Here is a 24,306-nt window from a genome sequence, read left to right on the forward strand (position 1 = left end):
ACGTGTGATCCGTGCGGTCATCCCGCCACCTGCCTGAACGGATCGAGACCCAGATCGATCAGGCGCCGTTCGCGCACCACGATCTCAGCGCTTGCCGTCATGCCGTAGCGCAACGGATAGCGCGTGTCGGCAATCTGGTAGTAATTTTTGTCGAGCGTGACGCGGCCTTCGTAGACCGGCTGCTTGTCCGTCGCCGACGGCTTGGTGGCCGGCGAAATATAGGCCAGCGTGCCGCTGATCAGCCCGTAGCGTTGATAAGGGAAAGCGTTGAATTTCAGTTTGACCGGCAGGCCCTCGTGCAGAAACGCACGATCGTGTTCGGCGATTTCGATCTTCAGCACGGGCCGTGCGTCTTTGGGCGCAATGCCACCAAGCGGCGCGTTTGCCTGAATCTTGTCGCCACGCTGGGTCGACGTCACGTCCGTGATGACACCCGAAACCGGCGCGAGAATCAGCAGGAAATTGTCTTTGTCGATGTTCTCGAAGCGAATCCGCGCAGCCGCCTCGGACACCAACCGTGCGCTTTGCAGTTGCAGGCGCAACTTGTCTTCGGCGTCGGTAATGTCGCGCACCGCCGAATCGTATTGAAGCTGCAGGTCGGTGGTCTGCTGGCCGCTGGTTTCCAGTTGCGCGTTCGCCTGCGTGTATTCGTGGCTCAAGCGGAAATCCAGCTCCGCGAGTTTCGATTGGGCGACACGGTACGCGTTATCCGCCTCCATTGCCGCCGTGCGTTTTTGCTCCACCTGCAATTCGGCAATGCCGCCGCCACCCGGCTGCGCGAACAGCCGCGAGTAGCGGTCCAGTTCCTGGCGCGCCGCTTCGCGCGTGCGCCGGGCGTTGTCGAGCATGCTGCGCGCCTCGTCGAGTTCGGCCTTCTGTCCTTCCGCTAGTTTGGTCGTGCCTTCGGAGACGCGCGTCTCGTGCTGGCGGGCCTCCACTTCCATCTGCGTTTTGAGCGCGGCGGCCTTACGCTCCATTAGCGCTTTCTTCTCGGGGAACTGCTTCCAGTCGCGCTCGGCGTCTTCCAGTTTGAGCTGTGCTTGCAATGCATTGCTGGCGGCCTCGATTGCGCCGCGCGCGTTCAGGCGCGCCAGCACATCGCCTTTCTGCACCGGCTGCCCTTCGGCGATATACAGATCGGCGAGTTCGCCGTCGATCGGCGCATAGATGCGGCGCACCTCCGATTCCGGCGACAAGGTGCCTTGCGCGCTGACGATCACGTCGGCCCGCCCCACGAACGACCACAACAGCCCGACCACGACCAGCGCGACCATCGCCCAGATCAGCGCGCGCGCGAGCCGCACCGGCTCCGCCATCAGGATCGCGATGCCCTCGACGCTGTGATCTTCCAGCGCCTCCGACAACGGCCTAGGGTGATTGTCGCGTTTCACTCTGCTCGCCTCCGATCAATGCCAGCTTCGCTTTCAGAAGGCCCGGGTCTAGCACCATGCGCAACTCCGTTAGCGACCGGCGCTGCAAATTCGCTTCGGCTTCGATGTCCGCCAGCAGACGGTCGAAGTCGGCCGGATGATCCGCCTTCAGTTGCGTGTAGATACGCATGCCCTGTTGCGCCGACGTTTGCGCATCCGAAAGCAGACGCGCTTCACTGCGAAATCCCGGTGAAATGCCGGCTTCGAGCCGCTGCGTACCGCCGATCGATCCGCCCGCGCGATACTGCTTCCACAGGCTCTGGGCGCGCAGCAGCAGATCTTGCGCACGCGCGAGCGCTTTGTCATGCAAGGCGGCGACGTCTTTCTGGATCGACTGCAGGAACCACACGTCCGTTGCCGGATCGAGGCTGGCGTAGAACGACAGCAGACGCTGGTCGTAATCCTTGTCGCCGCGCGTCTTCTGCAACTGTGCGTAGTGTTCGAGCAATGCCTTCTTGTGCGCCAGTTCCGCCGCGAGCACGTCGGACCACGGCCCTGCGGGCATGGCCTGCAGACCGGCGAGTGCCTGTTGCGCGTCGCCGCGTTGCCAGGCCGCCGTCACCGCATCGTGGCGAGCAATCACGTCCGGCGAAGGCAAACGGCTCGCCGCCAGCTGTTGAAACTGCGCCTGAAACGGCGGCGTGCTGAAGCGCGCCGTTTTCAACATCGCGAGCAACGGCACCAGTTGCCGGCTCAGCGCGGCGTTCAACAAATCGGTGTATCGGCGCAAATCCTGACGCACCCGATCGATGCCCGCGAGACGCGGGTAACGCTGCGCGTAATCGTCGAGCACGGGCGGCAGCGCGTCGGGCTTATCGCGCGCCAGTTCGGTGCGGATCGTCCCATTCAGACGGTCGATGGCGGCGAGATACACCGAATCGTCGCTTTCCAGTTTGCGCAGATGGCTCAGCGCCTGCGCATAGGGATCGGCGAACACGGGCACGTAGGAGGCGATGCGGTCGAGCGCGCGCTGGTGGCTCTTCGCGTCGTCTTCCCAGCGTTGCAGCAGGTTGTTGATCGTGCCCTCGTCCGCGTACATGCGAATCGGCGCGTCCATGCCGCCGCGCGCCGCGACGAAACGCTCCAGATCGCCTACCCATTGCAATTCGTTGATCAGCGACGCGGCGTCCGCGTTATTCGCGCTCAACGAACGCATTTCCGTGAGCAACGCGTCGGCCTGATCGAACTGCGCCTTTTGTAGCGCATTCAGCCAACTGGGGAGCTTCGCCTTCAACAACGCTTCGCTCGCGAGCGCGCTGACTTTAGTGTCGGTGGGATGGCTCGCCAGATAGCCCGATGCCGCCGTGACCGCGCTCGTGTAATCGCCGTTCGCCAGCAAATTCTTCAACTCGCGCTCCGAGGAACCGCGCATATACAGCGTGGTTCCAATCGCCGCCAACACCACGACGCCCGCGCCGCTCCATATCGCCACGCGCCGCACGCTCGCGCGATCGTCGATCGCAAACGCCTTGCCGAGTTCGCCCGCGAGCAAACGCCAACGGCGCGGCCGGCCTTTCGCGGCGGCCGCGTTTGCAGCGCCATGCGCACCGTTGGTTCCTTGCGTGCCGGTCGCCCCTTTTGCCGAGCCGGTCGGCGTGTCGCGCTTCGCATGCGCGGACGCGGGCTGTGCCGCCTCGTTGACTTCATCTTCACGTTGGAGGCCAGGGTCGACGCAAAAGATATCGAGGAATGAATGCGCGGCGCCGACGAAAGTGGTCTTGTCGGGATCCACCGCCTCGTCGGCGGCCGGATTGACGAATAGTTGTGTCACGGTGGGCTCGACTTCAGGGGGTTTCTGCAGCGTCACCCTGTAGACGAAGTGGTCTCCGCCAAATGCAACGAGGTCTCCTTCGACCAGCGGCAGCGCGGATTCATCCAGCCGCTTTCCACCGACAAATGTGCCGTTGGTGCTACCGAGATCCTCGACGTAGAGCTCGCCGCCCTTCAGAAAGATGTGCGCGTGACGGCGTGAGATGTAGTTGACCTGATGCGGATAGCGGTCCTTGTAGCGCGCAAAGACGTCGTCTGTCTTACTGACGAGAAACGGGAATGCCTGCACCTCGATAGGTTGCAGGCCGAGATCGTCGCGCTGCGGCACCAGCAGCAATCCCGGCGCGGCGGAAGGACTGGCGGCCGCCACGATACGCGCGCGCGGTTCGATGCTCACGCGGTAGCAGAGTTCGCCACCAAAGCACAGTTCGTCGCCGGCGCGCAGACGCGCCGGAGTCTGCCGCACCGCCACGCCGTTCACCGTCGTGCCGTTCTTGCTGCCGAGGTCGGCGACGTAGACCGCGCCGTGTTCCGTGAAAACCCGCGCATGACGGCGCGACAGGCGCGCAATCCGTTCGGCCGGATAATCGGTAAAAGGTGCTTCGCTGCGCCCGATTGCAAACAGGTTGTCGACGATACGAATCGCGTCGAGCGCGGGACGTTGCGCGGACGCGACCGGCGACAGCACCACGTCGAACGCGGCGTCTTCTGTCGCGCGCATCTCAGCAATCGGAGCTTCGCCGGCGGCCATTTTATCTGGATCACTAAGCGTTTACCCGTTGCGGCGAGAGCGCAACGGAAACGGGACGAAGGACTACGGCGAAAAGATATTGTTCATGTGAGCCGTGCAAAAGCCGACTCCTTAATGATTGTAAGTCACACATGGCGAGTGTCAATTTTCCGATCATCGGTTATGAACGCAACAAGTGCGTCGAATGCAGCCGAAATACCCCACGCTGCACGCCACGTTGCGGATTAGCTCAGTGTTCCTTTACTTGTGCCTGCACGTCGACGCTCGGCCAACCTCCGCCCAGCGCCTTATAAAGCAGCACCGTGTCGGACAGAATCTGTTGATGGTTGGCAAGCAGTTCCTGCTGCGCCTCCAGCAAGGTCCGTTCGGTTTCGAATACCTCCAGTTGCGACACCACGCCGAGGCGCAATTGCGACTGGATCTGATCCGCGACGATCTGCAGCCGCGACACCTCCTGCTCCAATTCCACGCGCTGCTGCTTGTGCGAATTCAGGTTGACCAGCGCGTTTTCCACTTCCTCGAACGCACCCATCACCGCCACGCGATACTGTTGCTCGGCCACCGTCGATTGCGCTTTGGTAACTTTCACATGCGCCCGCACGCCGGGATCGAGCACCGGAATGTTGATGCTGGGCATGAAGCCATACGTGAACGATTTCAGCAGATCGGTCAACGCGAAACTCGCGGTGCCGGCGTGGCCGGTCAGGCTGATGGTCGGCAGTTGCGCGAGCTTGGCCTGCCCAACGAGGTCGTACGCTTCCAGCACTCTGAACTCGGCGGCCACCACGTCGGGACGCCGCGCGAGCAGTTGCGCGGGCAAGCCGTCCGGCACGGACGGCAGTTGCACGCGCTGCTGCAAATGCCCTTTGGGCATCTGGAATTCGCCCGCCGGCACGCCGATCAATGTACAGAGCGCGTTGTTGGCAAGCGCGCGCGAACGGCGCAGGTCGAGCAACTGATTGGTCAGGCGGTTGATCTCGGCCTGCTGGCGCAACACCTGGGTTTGCGGCACGAGCCCGTTGCGGCGCTGCCCGTCGTAAATGGCGAGGATTTGCCGGTTCGTTTCGAGCGTTTTCTGTTGTTGTTCGATCTGGTCGTCGAATTGCAGAATCTGGAAGTAGGTGCTCGATACGTTCGATACCAACTCAAGATAGCCGGCGCGCCAGTCGGCCTCGCTGGCGTGAAATTCCGCCTTCTGCGCCTGCACGCCTTTTTCGACTTTGCCCCAGATGTCGATGTCCCAGTTCACCTGCGTCGCGAGGTTGTACTGCTTGGAGAAAGTTTGATGCGTGGTCTTTTCGAAATCGGCGCCGGCGCCGATATCCATGGTCGGCAAGGCACCGGCCCTGGCTTCGCCGATCTGCGTGCCGGCCACGTCGATACGCGCGGCCAGCACCTTGATATCGAAGTTGCCGGCAATCGCCTTTGCAATCAGCGTGTCGAGATAGGGATCCTGGAAGCCTTTCCACCAGTCGGGTTCGATCGTCGCGGCGGCCGAGACGGGCGAGCCTTTCTGATCCGACCACGAGGCTTTGGCGGGCGTGTCGGGACGCTTGTAGTCGGGCATGCTGACATCGATACAGGCCGACAGCGAGAGCGCGCATACCGTCGCCGCGCAAACGCTGCGCAGTGCGGATGTCCTGCGGAAAAAGCGCTGACGAGCTGACGAAAGCAACGCTGACACGATGGTCTCCGATGACGCCCACTTCGTTGCACGAGAAGCACGCGCCCTTTAAGTAAAGCATCTCCTGCGCGGCTTCACCATCGAAGCGAGGCGGGAAGATCGGCGCGGGAATGGGGCGGTGGAACGGGGGTGGCGTGAAAAGAACGATTGGCTGTGAAATCTTTTTGAGGAGCGGCCGGTAAGCGTCCGCGGAGGCTGTCGCGCCTCCGCGGCGGCCTGCGCCGTTTAGTGCACGTTGATGTTGTTGCTCGCGGTCACGTGCGGGTCGATCGTGCTCGAGATGCCGGCGACGAACGCTGCGTTGTTGCCGTTGGCGTTCTGGATGTTCATCGTCGTGTTGATCAGTTGGGTGGCGTCGACGGTCTTGCTGTTGTTCGGCGCATACACCGGCATGAAGTTGAAGTACGACGAGGACGGATAGTAGCCGGTACCGCCACGCACGGCGCTCATGGCCTTGCTGTCGAGTTGTTCGGTGATGGACAGGTCTTTAATCATCAGCGTGTTCATGGTAAATCTCCTGGAAGGGAATACAGCACAGTTTGCGGTTGGGTTCGAGCAACTTGTCTGCTCGAGTGTCACTAATGCATGGGCTGTGCCAGGATTGTTTTCCTATCCTAAGAAATGTGCCTGAATGCCGTGGATAAAGGGTTGCGGAGCCGCAGGGACATTGAACGCGAGATGGAACGGTGAAACGGCGCGCGGAGGATGGTGGATCGTGGCCAACAACCCGCGCGAAATTGTTGGTTGCGGCGTGACACTGAGGCGTTAGGCAGCGCGCCGCGTCAAGCCGCGCAATGAACAAGCGCGCGTCACCGCGCGATGACGGTGATCTTCTTCGAATACACCGGTGGATTGTGCGGCACATGCATGTCGTCGCCCATCAGCAACTGCAGTGTGTGCTTGCCTGGGGGGAGTTGAATCATGGTCTCCGTTTCACCCGCGCCGAAGTGCAGATGATTGCGATCCGACGGAATCTCCTGATCCATTGGCGGCAAGTCCGTGTCGATCAGCAAGTGATGGTGGCCGGTATTCGGAAACTTGACGCCTTTCGGCGCCACGCCCATGTACCGCAGGCCGAACCACACCTTGAACGGCTTGTTGGCAGGCACCACCTGGCCGTCATTGGGATAGCCGATGTACGCATAGGCGCCGGCGGGCGCCGGCGTCGTACCTGCAAGGGTGGCATTCGGCGAAGCCAATGCCGCCGACATGACGAGCGCCGCGACCGCGATGATCTTGTACATGAAGGTCTCTCCGTCCTGACGGATTCGCTTTGAACGAACGGATCGCGCTAGTCTTTTAGCACGGTGATGGTGATCTTTTTCGAATACACAGGCGGCACATGCGGCACGTGGTTGTGGTCGCCGAGAATGAGCTGCAACGTGTGCTTGCCCGGCGGCAACTCGATACGCGCGTCCGTCTCGCCCGCACCGAAGTGCAGATGATTGCGATCCGATGGGATCTCCTGATCGAGCGGCGGCAGGTCGGTGTCGATCAGCAAATGATGATGGCCGGTGTTCGGGAACACGACGCCCTTCGGGCACACACCCATATTCCGCAGTCCCATGCGCACCCACAACTTGCCGCCGTGAATCACGGTGCCGTCCGATGGCCAGATGATGTATTCCTCGGCGCCCGGCGGCGACGCCGTATGCTCGGCCGCCGCGAATACGCTCGGCACCATGTTGCCGACCATGAGGAACAGCGTTGCGCGCAACGTTCGGCGCAATGCGTCGCGACGCGCTTTCGATCCATGACGCGCGTCGAGAACAACGGGGGTAACGGTTCTTCGCATAGCGCACTCTCCCGAAGAGTGGTCATGGCCAATGGCGCTCGGCTGGATGTCGCGGATGTGTGCGAGATTGGACGGCCACCTGCTTAAAACGAGCTTGCCGCCCTACTTTGTGAAACTAGCTTAGGACGTAACTTGCCAAAAAGATACGCCACGCTCGTTAACCGTATGACGCATTCGGGGCACGCCGACAGTTGTGGCGCGCAAAGCGCGTGCTATCGTTATTAAGAGGTTGCAGATGGATGGTCGATAAGGGGCGTCGGTGTTTCGCGCGATTTATTCCGGCGGCGGCCGCGAGTTGTGCGGTCCTCGATTGCCTATGTTCTGTCCGGAACAAACAGGATGTGAAGATGTGGCGAATATTCATGCTGGTGTGCGTGGCCGGGGCAATGCAAACGCATTGGGGCGATGCGTTTGCAGCGCAACAACGTGAGGGCGCCGAGCACGGTGGGAGTGCAACAAGCTTGCCGCTCTCGCTGGTTACTCCGTTCGCGCCGCAACCTGGCAACGCGCGTTTTCCCCGGATCGCGCTTGTGATCGGCAATGGCGCATATGGTGCGGACGGTGTGGGCGGTGCGGGTCGCGATGGCTCACAAGTGGAGGCGCTGCGGGAGAACGCGCCACGCGACGCCGCCGCCATGCGCGACAGGCTCCAGACGCTTGGCTTTGACGTCATCATGCGCACGAACGCGACGCCGCGGCAAATGCGCGAGGCCATTGGCGAATTCCATCGGCGCTTGCAGGCAGGCGGCGTCGGTCTCTTTTATTTCGCGGGACATGGCATGCGGATCGGCCCCCAAACACTGCTCATTCCCGCAGGACTCGATGCTCGCTCACCGGCTGCGATCGTGAGCAACGGTGTTGATCTGCACACCGTATTGCAGGCGATGCGCGGGCCGCGAGACGGCCGGCTCAATCTCGTGATCCTCGATACGTGTCTGAACGATCCATTCTCGCCGAGCCCGACGCACGATACATCCGCGCTTCCCGCCAATACGGTGGTTACCTACGCAACCGCGCCCGGCGGTTTCGCCGCGGACGGTACACGGCATGGCGTCTATACGAATGCATGGCTGCACGTACTCGACAGCGCGCCGTCGCTGACGCTGGCGGCCCTGTTGCAACGTGTCGCAGCACAGGTACGCGAGGCCACCGGCGGCCAGCAATCGCCGTGGCTTGCCTCGTCGCTTCCTCGGCCCTTGCTGACGGCCGATGCCGCATCCACAGCGCGGGACAATCCCATCGTCACGCTGCACAGTAGAGGCATTCTGCCGAAAGACAGCAGCGAACAATACGAAATCACGTTCTGGAACTCGATCAAGGATAGCAACTACCCGGGCGACTACGAGGCCTACCTGAAGGCCTATCCGAACGGCCGCTTCGCCACGCTCGCTCATGCGCGCATCGACCGTTTGCGTGCTGCGGCGTCCTCGAACGCGCCGTCCGCCGCCACGCCTGCTGCGCCTTCAGCAGCACCCGCGCCACAGGCCGCACGGCCGACAGCGCCGGCCAGTACCCCGGCACCCAAGCCCGCTCCGAGTGCCGCCGCAGCCGCTGCGCCACCCGCGGCGGCGGTCGCGCAAAAGCCCGTCACGCATACGCCAGTTGCCGGCGAAAGCCGCGATTGCGCGACCTGTCCGATCATGATTGCCGTGCCCGCCGGTTCGTTCTCGATGGGCAGCAGTACCGACGACCCGTCCGAAAAGCCCGTTCATCACGTGACCATCGGCGCGCCGTTCGCGATCGGCAAGTATGAGGTAACGGTCGACCAATGGAACGCGTGCGTCGCCGCCAATGCGTGCCAGAAACTCACGCCGGAGAGCAACACCAATAAAGCCGCACCGGCGCGCGACCTCAGTTGGGACGACGCGCAGCAATACGTGAAATGGCTGAGCAAGGCCACCGGCAAACCGTACCGTCTGCCCACCGAAGCGGAATGGGAATACGCGGATCGCGGCGGCACCACCACCGCCTACTGGTGGGGCGACCAGATGCGCAAGGGCAACGCCAATTGCAAGGACTGCGGCGACCCGTGGCACAAGGAAGGACCCGAGACTGCCGGCTCCTTCGCACCGAATCCGCTCGGCCTGTACGACATGAACGGCAGCGTCTGGGAATGGACCGCCGATTGCTGGCACAACTCCTACCAGGGCGCGCCCGCCGATGGCCATGCATGGGACAGCCCCGGCTGCGACATGCGCGTGATTCGTGGCGGTTCGTGGCGCGAAGGCGGCGGCTACATGCTTAGCGCGACGCGCTTCAAGTACAGCGCGGGCGTGCGCCAATCGCAGGACGGCTTCCGCGTGGTCAAAGATCTGAAGTGACTTGCCGGGGGGGCCGCGTTCGAGTCTCGATCGGACTCACAGCCTATTACGAGTGAATACGAGAGAAACCGCGTTCCCGCTCCTGTCAGGGCGAGCGCGGTTTCGTCGTGATCGGCGCGAAATCGGCGACGATGTGATCGCGGCCGTATTTGCCGCCGATCTGCGCGAGGCGCGCATCGAGCGCCCGCAGATAATCGGCGCGCGACTCGCTCTCCGGGCGTGGCTTGTCGAATAGCGGCGCCGGCGTGATCAGCAGCACCACCATCTCCGATCCGAACGGCTTCGAAATGATCCAGTCACCGGCGCCGCCGACCGTCGCGGCATAGTGAGGCGGCGCCTGATTGTCCTTCGCGCGCGGGCTCGGCACCATGTGCACGACGCTGCCGTCGAGCTGGTAGTAGTCGAGGTTCACATACGAGTCATAGCCGGGCGTGGTGATGTCGACCACCAGCGGATCGCCGTCGCTCAGCTGACCGCCCGGCGGCCGCACATGCAAGGCCGCGAGGTGGCCCGCCTGCATGTTGTGAATCCAGTAGGGCGCGAACGCCTTGATGGTGTCGCATTTGTCGTCGGCGAGCGGCTCGACCTGGAGCGTCAGTGTATCGATGCCCGGCAACGCCGCGAGCGTGTCCTTCAGATGCGCCGCGCCATAGCGTTGCGAGACGTAGCCCCTCACCGTCAACGAGTGGTCCTGTACTGAGGCGGATAGCGCGGAACAAGGCACTTGCGTCAGCGCCGGTGTCACGGCGGCAAGAGTCAGCGCCGGCTTCGGCGAGGGCTTCGCTGCGGGCGCCGCCGGTGGCGTGACGGGCACTGCCGCGACCGGACTTGCCGGAGGTGCGACGGGCGGCGCGCTCACTGTCCCTTCCGAATTCGACGAAGCCGCCTGCTCGGTCAAAGCCTGCGATGCGCCTGCTTCCGTCTGTGCTCCGTTATGCCGGTTCGCCCCCGAGCGGAAGGCGAACACGCCGACCGCCGCGGCGCACACCACCGCGAAACTCGCGAGCCCGACCTTCGCCAGCGTGCCCGACTTTTCCGCGCGCGCTTCGTTATCGAACTCCGCGATGAAGCGCGCCACGCTCGGCATGCGCGTATTGCGATCGAACGACAGCGCGGCCCGCAGCGCGCGCCATTGTTTTGAATCGAGATTGGCCGGCCGCTGCGGTTTGAAATCGGAGTTGCGGGCTTGCGTCGCGGACAAGCGGTCGAACGGATGGTGGCCGGTCAGCAATTCATACGTGATGCAGCCGAGCGCGTAAATGTCGTCGCGCGGATCCGGCTCGCGGTGCTCGATCATTTCCGGGCTGGCATACGCGGGCGTCAACGCACCGAGGCTGCCCGGATCGAAGACGGTTGCATCGCTCTCTTCTTCCGGACGCTGGAACACGCGTGCAATGCCGAAGTCGATCACTTTCACTTCGGCGTCCGTCGTGAGAAACACGTTGGCGGGTTTGAAGTCGCAATGCACGAAGCCGCGTTCATGCGCGTAGGCAAGCGCGCTGCACATGCCGCGCACGATCGGCAGCGCCGCGCGCACCGGCATGCCCTGATAGCCCGGCGTGCGCAGCAACTGACTGAGCGGCTTGCCGGACAGGTACTCCATTGTCAGATAGACGATCGGCCCGTCGCGGTCGAAGTCGTACACCGTGATGATGTTGCGATGCGCGAGCACTTGCGCCTTGCGCGCCTCGCGCTGCAACGCGACGAGTGAATTCGGGTTGCCGCGAAACTGGACGTTGAGCACCTTGATCGCGAGATACGGTTTGCGATCCGATGCCTCGAGCTTGCGCAGATCCAACGCCTTGTAGACCGTGCCCATGCCGCCCACGCCGAGGCATTCCTCGAGCACGAAGCGGTTGTTGAGCGTATCGCCGGTGCCTTTGATCTGGTCGTGGCCCGCGGTACTGCCGGCGCCAGCTGCGTTCGCTGCGCTGCCCGCACTTGCTGACCGTATCGACGGAATCTCGACCGTGGTCTGGATGCCGGTTTCGTCGCCGCCCGCGGCCACGTTCGAGACGCGCAACTGCTCGATGCGCCGCCGCACTTCCACGTAAAGATCGTCGGGTAGCGGCGCCTTGCGATGTGCCGCGCCAAGCATGTCCAGCAGCTGCGTAGGGCCGAGTCCTTCGGTGGTCAGCGTGCTGTCGAGTTGAGCCACGAACTCGTCACGGGACAGCTCGCCGTTCTGAAAGTCGTGAATCACACGCGCAAGGCTAGCCATATGTGCGAAGCGCCGCCGCTGCCGTTGGGCCGGATCGCGTGCGACCCAGGCCTGTCGGGCTGATAGAGAACCTTTCGTAACCAGTTACATGTGCCGCTTCGATACTAGCTCCCGCTCCGTCCTTTCGCAAACCAGGATTGCCCCGCTGCCGGCGCAGCGCGTCCGTGTCGCGCGATCTCCAACAGCATGCGGTGGTCTGTCGGCCGCATACCGTCGGCCGGTCATCGCGTCCGCGCCGCAGTGCGTTCGCGCGCGCCCGGCACGACGACGCGAAACCCTTATGCCGCAAGCCTTCGCGAACTTTCTTAGGAACCTTGAATAAAACTGGCACAGCCTGTGCATGAGTGACACCCGAGCAGACAAGTTGCTCGCACCCGATCGCAGCACCCTGACCTTTACCCTCTGGAGACTCACCATGAACGCACTGATGATCAAAGACCTGTCCATCACCGAACAACTCGACAGCCGCGCCATGAGCGCCGTGCGCGGCGGCACCGGCTACTATCCGTCCTCGTCGTACTTCAACTTCAGCCCCGTCTTTGCTCCGAACGACAGCAAGAAGGTCGACGCCACCCAACTGATCAACAACCAGCTGAACCTGCAGAACGCCAACGGCAACAACGTCGCGTTCGCCACCGGCATCAGCTCGACGGTCAACCCGTACGTCACGACCAGCAACAACATCCACGTGTAATACGTCGCGACACGGGGCGCCCGGCTCGCCGGCGCGCTTCGTCCGCCGACGATTACCCCCGTCTTCCGCGCACCTTTGGAGAAGCACCATGTCATCCCTCATGATTCGCGATCTGTCCGGCACCCGCGAGCTCGACCGCCGCGCCATGTCGGCGGTGGCCGGCGGCACCGGCAGCAGCGTGCCCGGCCTGCCCTCGGCCGCCGGCCTCGGCGGCATTGCCAACGTCAACGTCTCGATCAACCAGAACCTCAACCAGATGCAGTACGTCAACGTCGCCGCACTCAACAACGTCGGCGTGATCGGCGCGGGCTTCGTGCCGCTGCACCTGAACGTCAGCCCGTCGCTGTGGGGCGCTAACTACGCCAACGTCTGACCGCTTGGCGTCGCAAGGGCCGGGGGGCCTCAACCGTGCCGGCAGATCATCGCCGGCCGGCGAGTCGCAGCGAGATTTCCTATACTGATTGTGCGGGGAGACCGCAGCACATTTCACGACACATCCGGGCGGCGGCCGGCGCATTGCACCGGCCCACCGCCCGATTTCATTTCCGGAGCCATCATGGCCAGGCTGATCATCAAGGACCTCACCAACAGCGTCGAACTCGATCGTCAGGCAATGACGGCCATCGTCGGCGGCGCGCGTATCGGCGCGCGGCTGAACGCGGCCGTGCCACTGGTGCCGGCCTCGGCACGCGTGGTCGAATATCCGCCGGGCTTCGCCGCCGCGCATCAGACGATTGCCAAAGCGGCCATGCAGCGCAAAACATAGCGCGCCCCGCTTCGGCGTTGCACAGTCACAGCAACGGCACGCGTTACACACGCGTGCCGTTTGCTTTTGTTGTCGGCGGAGCGCCATAAGCCGACATCCCACCCTCGATTGGTGGGAACTCGCCGAACAGTTTCTCCGAATCTCAAGCTCACTTAACGCCATATTCGAAGAACGCAAATCGTCTATTGCCTGCTGGCCTTGCGTCGCCGCCCCGCATTCTGTTCCTCGTTTATTGCTCATAGAAATTGGCATGCCCCTTGCAGAACCACGGTCGAGCACCACACCGTGCTCACTCATCCACCCTCAGGAGTATTGCCATGAAATCCATCGTCATCATCAAGGATCTGCCACGTTCCGCGGATCGTCCAGACGACGAAACGACACTCACTGCCGCGCAGATGAAGGCTGTGCGCGGCGGCCGTTCCGTCATTGTCACCGTCGATCATGGCCCTCTCGGCCAGGTCGACGACTTTGGAATCAACACCGCCATCTTCGAAGGACGTATCAAAGGGCCTTACTTATAGGACGCGCGAAGTGTCCGCAATTAGAAACGGGCCCCCTTCACATCTTTGCCGTTGGAGGGGGCCTGTTCATTGATGGGATTCTGATTTCAACGCTCTGGTCAGGTCGAATACCGTCGCCGCGGCCCGTGTCGCGCGATCTCCAACAGCATGCGGTGGTCTGTCGGGTGTGCGCCGTCACTCGTTCGCGGCTCACGTGTGACCATCGACTGGCGCCGTGGCAGCATCTCGACGCGAAACCCTTACGCCGCGAGCCTTCCCGAACTTTCTTAGGAACCTTGAATAAAACTGGCACAGCCTGTGCATGAGTGACACCCGAGCAGACAAGTTGCTCGCACCCGATCACAGCACCCTGACCTTTACCCTCTGGAGACTCACCATGAACGCACTGATGATCAAAGACCTGTCCATCACCGAACAACTCGACAGCCGCGCCATGAGCGCCGTGCGCGGCGGCACCGGCTACTATCCGTCCTCGTCGTACTTCAACTTCAGCCCCGTCTTTGCTCCGAACGACAGCAAGAAGGTCGACGCCACCCAGCTGATCAACAACCAGCTGAACCTGCAGAACGCCAACGGCAACAACGTCGCGTTCGCCACCGGCATCAGCTCGACGGTCAACCCGTACGTCACGACCAGCAACAACATCCACGTGTAATACGTCGCGACACGGGGCGCCCGGCTCGCCGGCGCGCTTCGTCCGCCGACGATTACCCCCGTCTTCCGCGCACCTTTGGAGAAGCACCATGTCATCCCTCATGATTCGCGATCTGTCCGGCACCCGCGAGCTCGACCGCCGCGCCATGTCGGCGGTGGCCGGCGGCACCGGCAGCAGCATGCCCGGCCTGCCCTCGGCCGCCGGCCTCGGCGGCATTGCCAACGTCAACGTCTCGATCAACCAGAACCTCAACCAGATGCAGTATGTCAACGTCGCCGCACTCAACAACGTCGGCGTGATCGGCGCGGGCTTCGTGCCGCTGCACCTGAACGTCAGCCCGTCGCTGTGGGGCGCTAACTACGCCAACGTCTGACCGCTTGGCGTCGCGAGGGCCGGGGGGCCTCAACCATGCCGGCAGATCATCGCCGGCCGGCGAGTCGCAGCGAGATTTCCTATACTGTTTGTGCGGGGAGACCGCAGCACATTTCACGACACATCCGGGCGGCGGCCGGCGCATTGCACCGGCCCACCGCCCGATTTCATTTCCGGAGCCATCATGGCCAGGCTGATCATCAGGGACCTCACCGACAGCGTCGAACTCGATCGTCAGGCAATGACGGCCATCGTCGGCGGCGCGCGTATCGGTGCGCGGCTGAACGCGGCCGTGCCACTGGTGCCGGCTTCGGCACGCGTGGTCGAATATCCGCCAGGCTTCCCCGCTGCGCATCAGACGATTGCCAAGGCGGCCATGCAGCGCAAAACATAGCGCGCCCCGCTTCGGCGTCGCACAGTCACGGCAACGGCACGCGTTACACACGCGTGCCGTTTGCTTTTGTTGTCGGCAGAAGCGCAGCGCCGCAACCCGTTAACGCAAACGACCTACGAAATATTCCCCTCTGGCGGCAGCGCTCTCCGCTTTTTCGCCATGAAAGTTGGCTTGTGCAATTAGCCTGGCGAATGTCCGCACGCGGCGACGCCGCCCGCTCTACGCTCACCTATGATGCTTAGGACGCCACGTGGATTTTTTTCGCTGTCCGCCAATAGCACGCTCTATCCGGACAGCTTGCTGGCGCAGAACTGAACACGACGCACCGCATCCGCGACGCGCCGTAACCACAAGCGACGATGGCAGCGCGCCACGAGCCGGCATCGCCATTCCCGGATTGGAGGAACGCAATGAAATTTATCGTCCTATGGAACGGTCTGCCGACCGCAGAGAGTTCCGTTATAGAACGTTTCATGAAGACCGGCGGCCAGGTGCCGGACGGCGTCAAATTGCTGGGACGCTGGCATGCTATAGGCGGCTTGCGCGGTGTTGCAATCGTGGAGGCCGACGACACCCGTGCGATCGCGGCGCTGGCGCTCGGATGGGGCGACCTGCTGACGATGGACATCTCCCCGGCCCTGACCGACGAAGACCTGGGCGCCGCGCTCGGCAAGCATATGGCCGCGGGCAACAAGTAAGCACGCCATGAGCACCGGGTTCACCGCGCCGCCTCCGAGCGGGCAACTGCTGCCGTTCCGCGAATCGCTGCTTGCGATGCTCGGCATCGCTTTCGTCGCGATGCTGGTGGCGCTGGATCAAACCATCGTCGGCACCGCGCTGCCGCGCATCGTCGCCGATCTGAAGGGCTTCGACCTGTACGCGTGGGTCGCGACATCGTACATGCTGGCCTCCGTGATCACGATTCCCATCTTCGGGCGGCTAGGCGATCTGTTTGGCCGCAAGCGGTTCCTGATCGCGGCGATCCTGTTGTTCACCGGCGCCTCTGTGTTGTGCGGCCTTGCCAGCAGCATGTTGTTGCTGGTGGTTTCGCGCGGACTGCAAGGGATTGGCGGCGGCATTCTGATCGGCACGGTGTTCGCCACCGTCGCCGATCTGTTCCCGAATCCGAAACTGCGGCTGCGGTGGCTCGTGTTCGTCACGTCCGCCTTCGGCGTGTCCAACATGGTCGGGCCGACGCTCGGCGGAATGTTGACGCAGTATGGCGGCTGGCGGCTGGTGTTTTTCGTCAACGTGCCGGTCGGGCTCGTCTCGCTGCTGTTCGTGCAGCGCTTTCTGCCACCGCTGCTTCACCTGCGGCGCAAAGGTCCCGTGCGGCTCGACTGGCTCGGCGCGTTCGTGCTCGCGGTTACGTTCGGCTCACTGCAAGTGCTGATCGAACTGTTTCCAAGGCGCGGCGTCGATACGACTACCATCGTGCTGACCGTCGTAGCCGTGACTTGTGGACTGATTCTCTGGCTATGGGAGCGGCGCATCGGCTATCCGATCGTGCCGGTCGATATGCTGATGGACCGCAAGCTCTCCGCGTTGTTCGCGATGTCGGTGCTCGGCGGCTTCGCGCTCTTTTCGCTGGTGTTCTATGTGCCGCTGCTGTTCCAGGGCGGCTACGCGATGTCCGCGCATGACTCGGGCATGCTGATCACACCATTGCTGCTCGGCACAACCGTGGGCAGCGTGCTCAACAATCGTATCGTCACACGAGTCCGCCGCGCGAACGGGATCATGTATGTCGGCTTTGCGCTGTCCGCGCTCGCCTGTCTGAGCGTGGTCGTCTTGCGCGGCACGGAACCGCATCTGGTGTGGGCCTCGTGCATGGGCATCAGCGGGCTCGGCCTCGGTCTGGTGGCGACCAGCCTGACCGTCTGCTCACAGCAGATCGTCGGACGGGACCATGTCGGCGCGGCCACCGCGCTGCTTCAGTCGCTGCGGACATTCGGCGGCATGCTCGGCACGGTGATGACGGGCGCGTTGCTCGGCCACCTCTATTCGCGTGGGGTGCATCGCTCGCTCGATTCCTACCAGGCGACGCAGTGGTTCAAGTCCTTCGCCAGTCCCGAGTTGCTGGTGGATCGCGCGGAACAGGCCGCGCTGATCAATCGTCTGGTGAGTGCCGGCCAGTCGGGCGACGCCATGATGCGCTCCGCGCGCGAGGCGCTGGTGCAGTCCATTCACATCGGCATTCTGGTGGCCGGCGCCGCCGCGTTGACCGGTCTGTGCCTCGCCTGGTTCGTGCCGCCCGTGCGCATCAGCTATCCGGAAACCGAACTCGCGCCGGATGGGCAACCATCCGCCGACGCCATTCCTCCGCACCGCAGCGTACTTTGAGCGCGCTGCCGGTACACCCTCGAATCTTCTTCTTGCGTTCTGTATCAGTCGATATATAATCGCTTTTTATATCGACCGATACAGAACCAGTCCTCAGTGACGCCGGAAGGATATTCATCATGGCAAGACCCCGCCAATTCGACGAACAAGAGGTGCTGGAAGCCGCCAGCGCCGCCTTCTGGACGAAGGGCTATGACGCGACCTCCACGCGCGACCTGGTTAAATCCACCGGTCTGACGCAGCCGAGTCTCTACAACGCGTTCGGCGACAAGCGCACGCTGTATCTGCGCGCGCTCGAGCATTATCTGGAGCACACGTTGCGCGAACGGATCAGGCGTTTAGAGCAGACCGTATCGCCGGCTCTAGGCATCACGATGTTCTTCCACGAGATCCTTGAACGATCGCTCGCCGATCCCGCGCAACGTGGCTGCATGCTGGTGAACTCGGCGCTGGAAACCACATCGGAGGACGAAGCATTCCGCGCGATCGTCGCCACGGAATTCTCGGAAATGCGCGCGTTTTTCTACCGCCGCATGATTGCTGCCAGCGAGAGCGGTGAAATCACCACAGCCGTTTCCGCCGATGACGCCGCCACTCACCTGCTTGCCACGCTAATCGGCGTTCGCGTTCTCGCGCGGGTCAATCCGCAACAAACGCTGCTTGTCGGCGCGATTGCACCCGTGTTGCTGCTGCTTGGTTTGCCTGCTCTACCGCCGACCGGCTTCAACGCCTGAGTCACGCGCCTGACAAGGCGCACCCCTTCGCTTTCCCACCGACATCCGGCAGCGCCGCCACCAGCGCGCGCACCGGTAAAGGAACCGTCATGTCCGCTGCTCCGATAACGTCAGCTAGTCCGGTCTCACTCGATGCCCGCGCGCTCTTCGCAACGCTCGCGGGTCTGTGCGGCAGTCTGGTCGCCATTGGCCTCGCGCGCTTCGCGTACACGCCGTTGATTCCCTCGCTGATCCAGGCGCATTGGTTCACCTCGTCGCAAGCGGTAACGCTCGGCGCGGCGAACTTCGCCGGCTATCTGGTCGGCGCGTTGATCGGCCGTCCGCTCGCATCCGTACTGTCGAACCGCAGCGCGTTGCGCCTGCTGATGGCGGTCGTGACCGCCGCCTTCTTCGCCTGCGCGTATCCGCTTTCGGTGAGCTGGTTTTTCGCGTGGCGCTTGTTGTCGGGCATTTCCGGCGGCGCAATCATGGTGCTGGTGGCGACGTCGATTCTTCCGCACATTCCCGTGCCACGGCGTGGCTTCGTGAGCGGCATGATCTTTCTTGGACTCGGTCTCGGCATTGCGGCATCCGGCACCTTGATTCCAAAACTGCTGCACTATGGCTTGCAAACTACGTGGATCGGTCTCGGTGTCGTGGCGCTGGTGTTGACGGCGGTGAGCTGGTGCGGCTGGCCTTCGACGAATCCGCCCGCGCCGGTCGCGCCTTCCGGTGCGCATCACGCAGCGCGCCCTCACGGCTTGACGCTTCGCGTGCTGTATGCGCAATACGCGGCAAACGCACTCGGCCTCGTCCCGGCGATGGTGCTGCTCGTCGACTATATCGCTCGTGGCCTGGGACGCGGCGCCGCTATCGGCGCGGACTACTGGGTGCTGTACGGCCTCGCTGCAATCGCCGGCCCGGTGATCTGCGGCAACGTGGCCGATCGCATCGGCTTCGGCAAGGCCTATCGCGTCGGATTGATTCTGCAAGCGGCCGCCGTCGCCATGCTCGCGTTCTCGGGCAGCACGTTGGTGCTGGCTGCATCGACCGTGATTCTCGGCATCTTCACACCGGGCATCGTGCCGCTCGTGCTCGGCCGCATTCACGAACTCGTGCCACACGATCACACCGAACAGCGAGCCGCATGGAGTCGCGCGACGACAGCCTTCGCGCTGTTCCAGGCGCTCGGCGGCTATGGGTATTCGTATCTCTTCTCGCATACGCATAACGACTACGCGTTGATCTTCACTTGCGGCGCGGCTGCGCTCGCTCTCGCCTTCGTCGGGGATTTGATTGCGTCGCGTAACAGCACCGCCCGCTAAACGGCGGCGTGACGGTTCCACGCCGCTTCCGGCTCGGCTTTTCGCCTTGGGCATGCGGTTTGCTCAGCAGTTACACCGATACTGCCTTTCGCAAGAACACTCGCCATGCGGGGCTTGCGCGGCTGTCGTGAAGGCAGATCCAATCAACCAGGCGGAGGTCATTCATATGTTGGGAACTATTCTTCTAGTCGTGCTGATTCTTCTCCTCATCGGTGCGCTCCCCACGTGGCCGCATAGCCGCGCGTGGGGTTACGGTCCCACCGGCGGTCTCGGACTCGTCGTGATCGTGGTGATCGTGTTGCTGGTCGTCGGCGTCATATAGCCTTAATTGCCATGGCGTCGCGTAGTACCCGCACTGCTTGAAAGCGGGCCGGCCGCCGGATATCCGAGCAGTTCGCTGCACGGATATCCGGCGGCCTTGCTATGTCGACGGTCGATGCACATCCTTATCTTGTCACCCTGGGAGCAGCAATGGAAAAGTTACTCGCGAATCAGGTCGCTCTGGTCACGGGCGCCAGTTCGGGCATTGGTTCAGGCGTCGCCAAAGCGCTCGCGGATGCGGGCGCGGCCGTCGTCGTGAACTATCACTCACATGCCGAAGGGGCGGAGCAACTTTGCGCCGAGATCGAGAAAGCCGGCGGCGCCACTCTCGCGGTGCAGGCCGACGTCGCCAACTCCACGCAGGTCGAGAAGATGTTCGCAGCATGCCGCGCGCGTTTCGGCAGCGTGGATATCGTGGTCGCGAATTCGGGCGTGCAGAAAGACAATGCATTTGCCGATATGACGCTGGACGACTGGCAGCAGGTGCTGGCGACCAATCTCACCGGCCAGTTCCTGACGGCACAAGCGGCCGTGAAAGAGTTTCGGCGACGCGGCCCGACGACAACGTCCAAAGCGCTCGGCAAGATCATCTGCATGAGCTCGGTTCACGAAGTCATTCCGTGGGCGGGGCACGTCAATTACGCGGCGTCCAAAGGCGGCATTCAGATGTTCATGAAATCGCTCGCGCAGGAGGTCGCGCCCGAACGCATTCGCGTCAATTCCATTGCGCCGGGCGCGATCCGCACGCCGATCAACAAGGACGCATGGGACACCGAAACCGCGCTGCAGAAACTATTGAAGTTGATTCCCTACGGGCGTGTGGGCGAAGCGGACGACATCGGCAAGGCGGCCGTCTGGCTCGCATCGGATGAAAGCGACTACGTGGTCGGCACGACGTTGTTCGTCGACGGCGGCATGACGCTCTATCCCGGTTTCACCGACAACGGTTAGCCGTTGCCGTCGAGCAGTTGCTCGAACAGATCCGCGTGGCCCATTTGGCCGCCCTTAAGCATGATTTCCATACCGTCGAGTTCCGCTTGATCGGCATGGAGACGGCACACGGTAACGCCCGCCGATAACGGCGCGAGATACGACAATCCCCAAGCGCCGAGTGCGTGCACGGCAAAACTCGACGTGTCGCCGCCCGCAATGCCGATGCGTTGCAAGCGCACGGCACCGAGCACCTGTTGCAGCAGTGACGCACAGGCGTGCGCGAGTTGCGGCAACGCGCCGGCTTCGCTCGGCGCGCGGCGTGTCGTGAAAGCGAGCACATTGCGTCCGTCGCGCAAGGGGCCGGCTATCGCCGCCACGCGTTCCACCAGATAGTCCGAGGCTGCGTCGCCGGTCATTTTCAGCGGGTCCAGTTCCACACGCAGATAGGATTGCGCGGCAGCGATCTGTATTTCGGTCAATGGCGAGAGGCTGCCTGCAAGCACGAACACGGGGCCGTGCGCGCGCGCCAATGGCGGCGTGGTTCGGGTCTGTAAAACGCCGGGCTCGGCGGGAGTTTCACGCGCCAACACATAAGCCTGCGCAACGCTGCTCGCACCGACCGCGAGCAATGGCGCCGTCACGGCGGCATGACGCACGATCACGCGGCCAACAGCTTGCAGATGCGAATCGTCGAGTACGTCGAACAGCACGGCGTCGGGTTTCGAATCGAGCCGGCGCTGCACTTCTTCCTGCAATTCGGCGGCACCGCGCGCGTAGCAGCGCCAGTCGATCGATTGCACATTCTTCACACCTTGCCGCACAAGATGCACGCGCAAATCCGCTTCATTCATGGGCGTGACCGGATGGCGGCTCATGGTCGGATGACGATCGATGCGATAGATCGACTGCGCGCTATTGTCCGCGCCGGCTGCCGCAAACAGTTCACCGAACACGCAATAGCGCCGCAAATTCGGCTGACCGCCGACCACCACGACGAGTTCGTTCGCGCAGTACTCGCGCAACGTACGAATCGCCACGCCGATGCTGCCGGTTTCCGGCGCGCTATCGAACGTCGAGCACACTTTGTAGTGCATCACCCGTACGCCGAGCGCGGCGAAGGCGGCGCCGACGCGTTCGAGTTCCTGTCGCTGCACCGCGGGCGCCATGGCCCGCGCGGCGCCGGCAACGCCAATCGCGTCGAGACGGCCGAGCATCGAAAGACGCGCGGCATCCGGTGGTGCGAAGAACAGCATGGTGCGCAAACCGGCGCGGGCGAGATGCGCCAGCGTGTCGGTTGCGCCGGTGAAGTCGTCGCCGTAGAAAGCGTAAGCCGGACCGCTGCTGTTTGCTTCGTCGCTCATCTTTTGGTCCGTCTCGCCCGAAGCGTTCACGTGCGGCTGCCGAAAAACGCCAGCGCGCGCCGCAGTTCCGGCATGTGCTCGGCGTACACCGGCAGCGGTGTGCCGGCCTGCATCGCCGCCCATGCCTGGCGCACACTCGTGACGCCTGCTGCCGGGCCATCCGGATGCGCGAGAATACCGCCGCCCGACATGAACAGCAGATCGGTGGAGCGCACCGCGTCGAAGGTCGCTTGCACGGTGCCGGCCCATTGCCCAGACGAAAACGCGGGCAGCACCGTATCGTCGCAACCCGGGGCAAGCGGCGTCGCGCAGTCGCGCGCCGACTCGATTACTTCGGCGTCGCTCTGCGCGAATTTGCCGGCGAGACCGTGCACATGCATATGATCGACGCCGCTCAAACGCCAGAGCGTCTGATACGCTTGAAACGACATGCCCAGCGCCGGATCGCGCGACATCATGCCGTAGCCGTTACGGTGCGCGTGCAGCACGAGCGGCGTCGCGCGGCGCAGTGTCTGGATCGCGGAAAAGCCGCACCAGTTGATGCTCGCCATCACGCAACTGCCGCCTTCGCGCTCGACCAGTTCCGCGTGACGGCTCATGGCGTCGAGGTCGTCGGTGATATTGAACGCGACCATTACGGGGCGGCCGCTGCGCTCACGGTAGCGGCGCACTTCGGACATCACCGCGCGCACGCGTTCCGCCAGCGGCGCATGCGCGGGGTTCGCGCATACTTCGTCATCCTTGATGAAATCGACGCCTGCTTCGCACAGATCCCGCACCAGCGCCGCCGTTTCCGCCGCGCTCAGGCCGACGTTCGGCTTGATGATCGTGCCGATCATCGGCCTGTCCTTCACCTCCGTCAGCGCGCGCGTGCCGGCCACGCCATGACGCGGCAATTCGAAACGCTTGCGGTACGAAGCCGGCAAGCGCAACGACAACAGCCGCATGCCGGTCACTTCGCCGAGATCGTACAGATTGCCGGCGACGGTCGCGGCCAGCGTGGGCAGGTTCGCATCGATATTGGCGAGGGGAAACGACAGCGTAATGCGCGCGCGCCGCCACGGCCCTGGCGTGCCTTGACGCTCGAGCCAGGCGTTCGGCAAGCTGGGCCGCGCCGCTGCTTCGAGTTCTTCGACGCGCAACACGCTCGCGCGGCTGCGTGCGCGCAGCGCATCGGATTCGTTGGCGACGCGCACGAAGGTGCCGCTTGATTGCTCGCCGGCCATGACGTCGGCGACGCGTGCGGGATCAAGCGGCGTCTCGATCAGGTAGTCGGCCTCGAGCGTGTCGTTATCGACCGCTTGCTGTTGCAGCGTCTCGTTCATAGCGTGCCCAGATCGGGGAAACGGCGCACCGGCTCGCGGCCGTCCCAATCGCGCGACGCCGCGTAGATCATGTCGAAGAGCTTGCCTTTCGGCCCGGCGATCTCGGACAACTCGATCACGGTGCCCGGATGATTTTCCGTATCGAAGTACACGAAGCGTCCGTTGCGCCCCACTTCGCCGCTCATGGCGACTTTGAAACCCTGCTCCCGCAGTCGCGCGAGATCCGCGTCGAATGAAGTGGTCCAGTACGCGTTGTGCTGCAGGCCGGTATGGCCCGCCGCGAGAAAGTCGCGGTACATGGACGGCGCGTCGTTGCGTGTCTGAATCAGTTCCACCTGCAGCGGCCCCGAGTTCGCCAACGCCACCGAGTTATGCACCTCGTACGATTGCCCACGGTAGGTGTAGTTCTCGATCGGCACGCGTTCGTTGTAGAACCACGGACCCACGCCGAGCACGCGGCTCCAGTAGTCCATCGCGGCTTCGATATCCCGCACCACGTATCCTGCCTGCCGGATTTCGCCAAAGAAACGACTCATGAAACTCTCCCGATGCTGCGGGGTTGAAAGACGAGCGACGCCCCGGCGCGGCGATGACGCAGCACCCGAAGG

Annotated in this window: 24 protein-coding genes; 14 read left to right on the forward strand and 10 right to left on the reverse strand. The window is 63.2% G+C overall.

Annotated features, from left to right (window positions below):
- Window positions 1–17: 17 nt before the first annotated feature.
- From B0G82_RS25155 to B0G82_RS25180, 6 genes are all read right to left on the reverse strand, one after another.
- Window positions 18–1,391 (reverse strand): HlyD family efflux transporter periplasmic adaptor subunit, encoded by a 1,374-nt coding sequence (locus B0G82_RS25155; RefSeq protein WP_116146338.1) that lies wholly within the window; start codon window positions 1,389–1,391, stop codon window positions 18–20.
- Window positions 1,369–3,951 carry an FHA domain-containing protein gene (locus B0G82_RS25160; protein ID WP_121309413.1) on the reverse strand — a complete coding sequence of 861 codons (2,583 nt, stop codon included), beginning with the start codon at window positions 3,949–3,951 and terminating at the stop codon, window positions 1,369–1,371. Before B0G82_RS25160 ends, B0G82_RS25155 begins: the two co-directional genes overlap by 23 nt.
- A gap of 229 nt (window positions 3,952–4,180) precedes the next feature.
- Window positions 4,181–5,635, reverse strand: coding sequence for an efflux transporter outer membrane subunit (locus tag B0G82_RS25165; RefSeq protein WP_121309414.1), 1,455 nt, complete (start codon window positions 5,633–5,635; stop codon window positions 4,181–4,183).
- A gap of 225 nt (window positions 5,636–5,860) precedes the next feature.
- Entirely contained in the window at window positions 5,861–6,142 is a 282-nt protein-coding gene (locus B0G82_RS25170) for a hypothetical protein (protein ID WP_116146342.1), read from the reverse strand.
- Window positions 6,143–6,444: 302 nt separating this feature from the next.
- Entirely contained in the window at window positions 6,445–6,879 is a 435-nt protein-coding gene (locus B0G82_RS25175) for a DUF4399 domain-containing protein (RefSeq protein WP_116146343.1), read from the reverse strand.
- A gap of 47 nt (window positions 6,880–6,926) precedes the next feature.
- The gene (locus B0G82_RS25180; RefSeq protein ID WP_121309415.1) at window positions 6,927–7,430 is read right to left on the reverse strand and encodes a DUF4399 domain-containing protein; all 504 of its coding nucleotides are present in this window, start codon (window positions 7,428–7,430) and stop codon (window positions 6,927–6,929) included.
- A 347-nt stretch (window positions 7,431–7,777) separates the two neighbouring features.
- On the opposite strand from B0G82_RS25180, the gene B0G82_RS25185 reads away from it, so the two are divergent.
- Complete coding sequence (locus B0G82_RS25185) at window positions 7,778–9,751, forward strand: SUMF1/EgtB/PvdO family nonheme iron enzyme (RefSeq protein ID WP_121309416.1); 1,974 nt, start codon at window positions 7,778–7,780, stop codon at window positions 9,749–9,751.
- 85 nt (window positions 9,752–9,836) lie between these two features.
- Here the strand turns inward: B0G82_RS25185 and B0G82_RS25190 are convergent, their stop codons facing one another.
- Window positions 9,837–11,972 (reverse strand): serine/threonine protein kinase, encoded by a 2,136-nt coding sequence (locus tag B0G82_RS25190; protein WP_121309417.1) that lies wholly within the window; start codon window positions 11,970–11,972, stop codon window positions 9,837–9,839.
- Between the two features lie 415 nt (window positions 11,973–12,387).
- On the opposite strand from B0G82_RS25190, the gene B0G82_RS25195 reads away from it, so the two are divergent.
- The 13 genes from B0G82_RS25195 (at window position 12,388) to B0G82_RS25255 (ending at window position 21,030) form a co-directional block, all read left to right on the forward strand.
- Window positions 12,388–12,666, forward strand: coding sequence for a hypothetical protein (locus tag B0G82_RS25195; RefSeq protein WP_012425894.1), 279 nt, complete (start codon window positions 12,388–12,390; stop codon window positions 12,664–12,666).
- Window positions 12,667–12,754: 88 nt separating this feature from the next.
- Window positions 12,755–13,039, forward strand: a complete 285-nt coding sequence (locus tag B0G82_RS25200; protein ID WP_116146349.1) for a hypothetical protein — start codon at window positions 12,755–12,757, stop codon at window positions 13,037–13,039.
- A gap of 183 nt (window positions 13,040–13,222) precedes the next feature.
- Window positions 13,223–13,432, forward strand: coding sequence for a hypothetical protein (locus B0G82_RS25205; RefSeq protein ID WP_121309418.1), 210 nt, complete (start codon window positions 13,223–13,225; stop codon window positions 13,430–13,432).
- A gap of 317 nt (window positions 13,433–13,749) precedes the next feature.
- Complete coding sequence (locus tag B0G82_RS25210) at window positions 13,750–13,956, forward strand: hypothetical protein (RefSeq protein WP_116146352.1); 207 nt, start codon at window positions 13,750–13,752, stop codon at window positions 13,954–13,956.
- A gap of 376 nt (window positions 13,957–14,332) precedes the next feature.
- The gene (locus B0G82_RS25215; protein ID WP_012425894.1) at window positions 14,333–14,611 is read left to right on the forward strand and encodes a hypothetical protein; all 279 of its coding nucleotides are present in this window, start codon (window positions 14,333–14,335) and stop codon (window positions 14,609–14,611) included.
- 88 nt (window positions 14,612–14,699) lie between these two features.
- On the forward strand, window positions 14,700–14,984 hold the full coding sequence (locus B0G82_RS25220; protein ID WP_121309419.1) for a hypothetical protein: 285 nt from the start codon (window positions 14,700–14,702) through the stop codon (window positions 14,982–14,984).
- Between the two features lie 183 nt (window positions 14,985–15,167).
- The gene (locus B0G82_RS25225; RefSeq protein WP_116122936.1) at window positions 15,168–15,377 is read left to right on the forward strand and encodes a hypothetical protein; all 210 of its coding nucleotides are present in this window, start codon (window positions 15,168–15,170) and stop codon (window positions 15,375–15,377) included.
- A gap of 410 nt (window positions 15,378–15,787) precedes the next feature.
- A complete protein-coding gene (locus B0G82_RS25230; RefSeq protein WP_121309420.1) occupies window positions 15,788–16,075 on the forward strand; it encodes a DUF3303 domain-containing protein in 288 nt (95 codons plus the stop codon).
- Window positions 16,076–16,082: 7 nt separating this feature from the next.
- Complete coding sequence (locus B0G82_RS25235) at window positions 16,083–17,720, forward strand: MFS transporter (RefSeq protein WP_121309421.1); 1,638 nt, start codon at window positions 16,083–16,085, stop codon at window positions 17,718–17,720.
- Between the two features lie 119 nt (window positions 17,721–17,839).
- Window positions 17,840–18,454 carry a TetR/AcrR family transcriptional regulator gene (locus B0G82_RS25240; protein ID WP_121309422.1) on the forward strand — a complete coding sequence of 205 codons (615 nt, stop codon included), beginning with the start codon at window positions 17,840–17,842 and terminating at the stop codon, window positions 18,452–18,454.
- 89 nt (window positions 18,455–18,543) lie between these two features.
- Window positions 18,544–19,758, forward strand: a complete 1,215-nt coding sequence (locus B0G82_RS25245; RefSeq protein ID WP_121309423.1) for a YbfB/YjiJ family MFS transporter — start codon at window positions 18,544–18,546, stop codon at window positions 19,756–19,758.
- 166 nt (window positions 19,759–19,924) lie between these two features.
- Window positions 19,925–20,080 carry a DUF3309 family protein gene (locus tag B0G82_RS25250; protein WP_012429014.1) on the forward strand — a complete coding sequence of 52 codons (156 nt, stop codon included), beginning with the start codon at window positions 19,925–19,927 and terminating at the stop codon, window positions 20,078–20,080.
- 149 nt (window positions 20,081–20,229) lie between these two features.
- Window positions 20,230–21,030, forward strand: a complete 801-nt coding sequence (locus B0G82_RS25255; RefSeq protein ID WP_121309424.1) for an SDR family oxidoreductase — start codon at window positions 20,230–20,232, stop codon at window positions 21,028–21,030.
- Here B0G82_RS25255 and B0G82_RS25260 read toward each other — a convergent pair.
- From B0G82_RS25260 to B0G82_RS25270, 3 genes are read right to left on the reverse strand one after another with little or no spacing between them, the layout of a single operon-like run.
- Window positions 21,027–22,373: a four-carbon acid sugar kinase family protein gene (locus tag B0G82_RS25260; RefSeq protein ID WP_121310834.1), complete on the reverse strand. Its 1,347-nt coding sequence runs from the start codon at window positions 22,371–22,373 to the stop codon at window positions 21,027–21,029. The genes B0G82_RS25255 and B0G82_RS25260 overlap by 4 nt on opposite strands.
- A gap of 26 nt (window positions 22,374–22,399) precedes the next feature.
- Window positions 22,400–23,698 carry a ribulose-bisphosphate carboxylase large subunit family protein gene (locus B0G82_RS25265; RefSeq protein WP_121309425.1) on the reverse strand — a complete coding sequence of 433 codons (1,299 nt, stop codon included), beginning with the start codon at window positions 23,696–23,698 and terminating at the stop codon, window positions 22,400–22,402.
- A complete protein-coding gene (locus tag B0G82_RS25270) occupies window positions 23,695–24,234 on the reverse strand; it encodes a VOC family protein (RefSeq protein WP_116146365.1) in 540 nt (179 codons plus the stop codon). Before B0G82_RS25270 ends, B0G82_RS25265 begins: the two co-directional genes overlap by 4 nt.
- Window positions 24,235–24,306: the final 72 nt, after the last annotated feature.

It is taken from the genome of Paraburkholderia sp. BL17N1 (genome assembly GCF_003634175.1).
Lineage (GTDB): Bacteria > Pseudomonadota > Gammaproteobacteria > Burkholderiales > Burkholderiaceae > Paraburkholderia.

Bases quoted from the DNA above. Each gene is read 5' to 3' on its own strand.
- B0G82_RS25160 (WP_121309413.1), bottom strand. From the start codon at position 3,951: ATGGCCGCCGGCGAAGCTCCGATTGCTGAGATGCGCGCGACAGAAGAC.
- B0G82_RS25170 (WP_116146342.1), bottom strand. From the start codon at position 6,142: ATGAACACGCTGATGATTAAAGACCTGTCCATCACCGAACAACTCGAC.
- B0G82_RS25175 (WP_116146343.1), bottom strand. From the start codon at position 6,879: ATGTACAAGATCATCGCGGTCGCGGCGCTCGTCATGTCGGCGGCATTG.
- B0G82_RS25180 (WP_121309415.1), bottom strand. From the start codon at position 7,430: ATGCGAAGAACCGTTACCCCCGTTGTTCTCGACGCGCGTCATGGATCG.
- B0G82_RS25185 (WP_121309416.1), top strand. From the start codon at position 7,778: ATGTGGCGAATATTCATGCTGGTGTGCGTGGCCGGGGCAATGCAAACG.
- B0G82_RS25190 (WP_121309417.1), bottom strand. From the start codon at position 11,972: ATGGCTAGCCTTGCGCGTGTGATTCACGACTTTCAGAACGGCGAGCTG.
- B0G82_RS25195 (WP_012425894.1), top strand. From the start codon at position 12,388: ATGAACGCACTGATGATCAAAGACCTGTCCATCACCGAACAACTCGAC.
- B0G82_RS25200 (WP_116146349.1), top strand. From the start codon at position 12,755: ATGTCATCCCTCATGATTCGCGATCTGTCCGGCACCCGCGAGCTCGAC.
- B0G82_RS25205 (WP_121309418.1), top strand. From the start codon at position 13,223: ATGGCCAGGCTGATCATCAAGGACCTCACCAACAGCGTCGAACTCGAT.
- B0G82_RS25210 (WP_116146352.1), top strand. From the start codon at position 13,750: ATGAAATCCATCGTCATCATCAAGGATCTGCCACGTTCCGCGGATCGT.
- B0G82_RS25215 (WP_012425894.1), top strand. From the start codon at position 14,333: ATGAACGCACTGATGATCAAAGACCTGTCCATCACCGAACAACTCGAC.
- B0G82_RS25220 (WP_121309419.1), top strand. From the start codon at position 14,700: ATGTCATCCCTCATGATTCGCGATCTGTCCGGCACCCGCGAGCTCGAC.
- B0G82_RS25225 (WP_116122936.1), top strand. From the start codon at position 15,168: ATGGCCAGGCTGATCATCAGGGACCTCACCGACAGCGTCGAACTCGAT.
- B0G82_RS25230 (WP_121309420.1), top strand. From the start codon at position 15,788: ATGAAATTTATCGTCCTATGGAACGGTCTGCCGACCGCAGAGAGTTCC.
- B0G82_RS25235 (WP_121309421.1), top strand. From the start codon at position 16,083: ATGAGCACCGGGTTCACCGCGCCGCCTCCGAGCGGGCAACTGCTGCCG.
- B0G82_RS25240 (WP_121309422.1), top strand. From the start codon at position 17,840: ATGGCAAGACCCCGCCAATTCGACGAACAAGAGGTGCTGGAAGCCGCC.
- B0G82_RS25245 (WP_121309423.1), top strand. From the start codon at position 18,544: ATGTCCGCTGCTCCGATAACGTCAGCTAGTCCGGTCTCACTCGATGCC.
- B0G82_RS25250 (WP_012429014.1), top strand. From the start codon at position 19,925: ATGTTGGGAACTATTCTTCTAGTCGTGCTGATTCTTCTCCTCATCGGT.
- B0G82_RS25255 (WP_121309424.1), top strand. From the start codon at position 20,230: ATGGAAAAGTTACTCGCGAATCAGGTCGCTCTGGTCACGGGCGCCAGT.
- B0G82_RS25260 (WP_121310834.1), bottom strand. From the start codon at position 22,373: ATGAGCGACGAAGCAAACAGCAGCGGTCCGGCTTACGCTTTCTACGGC.
- B0G82_RS25265 (WP_121309425.1), bottom strand. From the start codon at position 23,698: ATGAACGAGACGCTGCAACAGCAAGCGGTCGATAACGACACGCTCGAG.
- B0G82_RS25270 (WP_116146365.1), bottom strand. From the start codon at position 24,234: ATGAGTCGTTTCTTTGGCGAAATCCGGCAGGCAGGATACGTGGTGCGG.